Annotated in this window: 3 protein-coding genes; 2 read left to right on the top strand and 1 reads right to left on the bottom strand. The window is 71.9% G+C overall.

The window, feature by feature from the left end; all coding sequences use genetic code 11:
* The coding region (locus tag ACFU99_RS39045; RefSeq protein WP_384402098.1) for a carbohydrate kinase family protein at window positions 1-892 on the bottom strand (892 nt) is incomplete at its 3' end.
* A 204-nt stretch (window positions 893-1096) separates the two neighbouring features.
* On the opposite strand from ACFU99_RS39045, the gene ACFU99_RS39040 reads away from it, so the two are divergent.
* Together ACFU99_RS39040 and ACFU99_RS39035 are read left to right on the top strand one after the other, a co-directional pair.
* Window positions 1097-1306 (top strand): hypothetical protein, encoded by a 210-nt coding sequence (locus ACFU99_RS39040; protein ID WP_384402095.1) that lies wholly within the window; start codon window positions 1097-1099, stop codon window positions 1304-1306.
* A gap of 101 nt (window positions 1307-1407) precedes the next feature.
* Complete coding sequence (locus tag ACFU99_RS39035) at window positions 1408-2985, top strand: hypothetical protein (RefSeq protein WP_384402093.1); 1578 nt, start codon at window positions 1408-1410, stop codon at window positions 2983-2985.
* The last annotated feature ends 75 nt before the right edge of the window (window positions 2986-3060 follow it).

Genomic DNA, 3060 nt, shown 5'->3' with positions numbered 1-3060 from the left:
GCTCGTACTCCTGGGTGCCGAGCGTCTCGATGACGAGCGTGGCGAGCATGCAGCCGAGCTGCGCCGAGCGCTCCAGGGGCAGGCCCCAGGCGGTGCCCGCGAGGAAGCCCGCGCGGAAGGCGTCGCCGACGCCGGTGGGGTCGACCTTCGCCTCCTCCTCCGCACAGCCGACCTCGATGGTCTCCTCGCCGACGCGCTCGATGCGCACCCCGTTGGCGCCCAGGGTGGTGACGCGGGTGCCGACCTTGGCCAGGATCTCGTCCGCCGTCCAGCCCGTCTTGGACTCGATGAGGGCCTTCTCGTACTCGTTGGTGAAGAGGTACGCGGCGCCCTCGACCAGGACCCGGATGTCGTCGCCGGCCATCCGCGCCAGCTGCTGGGAGGGGTCCGCGGCGAACGGGATGCCGCGCGAACGGCACTCCTGCGTGTGGCGCAGCATCGCCTCGGGGTCGTCCGCGCTGATCAGGACCAGGTCCAGGCCGCCGACGCGGTCGGCGACGGGCTGGAGCTCGATCTGCCGGGCCTCGCTCATGGCGCCGGTGTAGAAGGACGCGATCTGGTTGTGGTCGGTGTCCGTGGTGCAGACGAATCGCGCGGTGTGCAGCACCTCGGAGATGCGGACGGAGCCGGTGTCGACGCCGTGCCGGTCGAGCCAGGCGCGGTAGTCGGCGAAGTCCTCGCCGGCCGCGCCCACCATGATCGGCTTCAGGCCGAGCAGTCCCATGCCGTAACAGATATTGGGGGCGACGCCGCCGCGGCGGACGTCGAGGTCGTCGACGAGGAAGGAGAGGGAGACCGTATGCAACTGGTCGGCGACCAGCTGATCGGCGAAGCGGCCGGGGAAGGTCATCAGATGGTCGGTGGCGATGGAGCCGGTGACAGCGATACGCACGGCGGGTCTGCTCCTGCGGGGCGAAGGGGTGGGAGGTATGCGGGGAACGTATGAAGAAGGAAGAAGGCGAAGAGAAAAAACGTGTAGGGAAACGGGGAAAACAGCCAGTCCAAGCTACCGGGTGTTGATTCGCCTTTCCGACCGGGCAAAACTACCCAATAGTAGGGCTTTCTTCGCGGGTCGGATGGTGCGTACGGTGCGGATATGCCGAATCCTGTGAAGCCCGTCACATCCCCCGCCGCCGAGCCGGAATCGCTCGACGAGCTGCGGGGCGACTGCGCTCGGATGGCCCCCCAGTGGCCGCCCTCGGCGGCGGCCCCGCCCGCGCCCGTACCGCTCACGAGCATCCGCGGCATCACGGTGCCCCCGGCCTCCGCCCGGCTGCTGGACGGGATGTCCGAATACGGCGACTGAACCGGCGGATGGAACCGCCCGCTCCCCCGCTCCGTCCAATTCCCGTCCCCCTCACGGGGGATGGGGCAGTACACATTGAGCGGAGTTGAAGGAGCGATGTTGTGAGCACCCAGGATCCCCCCGACAGCACGCCGCGGCGGTGCCGTTCGCCGCTGGTGGTCGTATCGGTGGCGGCCGCGGTGCTGCTGGCCGGCGGTGGCGGCGCCTACTGGGCCTCGACCGCCGGCGACGGCGGTGGCTCGGCCACGCCCGGCAAGGACGGCGCACCACCCCCCTTGGCACTCGACGGCTATGTACGCGGGGCCGCGCAGGGCTCGCAGAGCCCCGGCTCGCAGGGGATCGCGCCCGGCGAGCCGGACCCGCACGGCAACGCCCGCTACCGGGCGGCCGGAAAACTGCCGGACGGTCCCGAGTCGGCGCCGGTCTACCTCTCCCCGGACGACATCAGCCGGGAGCAGGTGGCCCGGCTGGCGAAGGCCCTGGACGTGCCCGGTACGCCGCGCCTCGACGGCGGTACGTGGAAGGTGGGCGCCGCGCAGGGCAAGGGCGGGCCCTCGCTCCAGGTGAGCCACAAGGGGCCGGGCAGCTGGTCGTACGCGCGGTACGGCACGCTGGGCGGCTCGCACTGCGAGCACCCGCCGGGCGTCGGGCCGGACGCGGCGGGCAAGAACGGCGGCGCTACGGGCTCCGGCTCCGGCGCGGCCACCTGCCCCTCGTACCGCGGCGGCTCCGAGACGAAGGGCGGCTCCCGGCCCGTATCCGAGGCGGCGGCGAAGCGCGCGGCGGAGCCCGTGCTGGACTCGGTCGGGCAGCGGGACGCGAAGCTGGACGCGGCGCAGCTCTTCGGCGCCACGCGGGTCGTGAAGGCCGATCCGGTCCTGGGCGGCCTGCCGACGTACGGCTGGCAGACCAGCCTCCAGGTCGGCTCGGACGGCAAGCTCACCGGCGGCAGCGGGCAGTTGGCGAAGCCGGAGAAGGCCGACTCCTACCCTGTGATCAGCGCGAGCGCCGCGCTCGACCAGCTCAACAAGGGCGCCGGGAACGGCCGCGTCGACACCGGGGGCTGCGCGACCTCCGCGCCGCTCACGGAGAGTCCCGAGAAGGGCAGGAGCGGCGGCGGGGCCTCGACGCTCCCCTGCGCCCAGAACACGAAGGCCGACCCGGTGGCCGTGCGCGGCGCGACGTTCGCCCTGGCGGCGCGGGCCGTCGCGGGGCGGCAGGCGCTGGTGCCCTCCTGGCTCTTCGAGACGCAGGTGCCGGGCACCCAGGGCAAGGAGAGCACCTTCACGGTGGACCAGCCCGCCGTCGACCCGAAGTTCATCAAGGAGTCGCAGCCGGCCTCGGCCTCACCCTCGCCTTCGGAGCCTTCCACCGGTCCGGCCAAGTCCGGGGCGATGCGCATCTCCTCGTACAGCGTGGACCACAAGGACGGCCGGACGATCACGCTCCACTTCTGGGGCGGGGTGTGCAGCGACTACACCGCCACCGCGCGGGACCAGTCCTCGGACTCGGTGACGGTGGGCGTCACGGGCAAGGAGAAGCACCCGGGGCGGATGTGCGTGATGATGGCGAAGGGCTTCGATCAGACGGTGCGCCTGGACAAGCCGCTGGACGGCCGGAAGGTCGTGGACGCGATGACGGGCCAGACGGTGCCGGAGAAGGCCGACACGAAGAAGTGAGGGGCGAGCAGTGAGAAGTGACCGGTGACGCCGGCCGGACGGCGTGCGCGTGAAGGAGGCGGCGGTCCCGGTGGG

The organism is Streptomyces sp. NPDC057654, from assembly GCF_042800135.1.
In the GTDB taxonomy this organism is placed as follows: Bacteria; Actinomycetota; Actinomycetes; order Streptomycetales; family Streptomycetaceae; genus Streptomyces.
The sequence above is the reverse complement of the archived record's forward strand: the minus strand, read 5'-3'. Positions and strand labels throughout refer to the sequence as shown.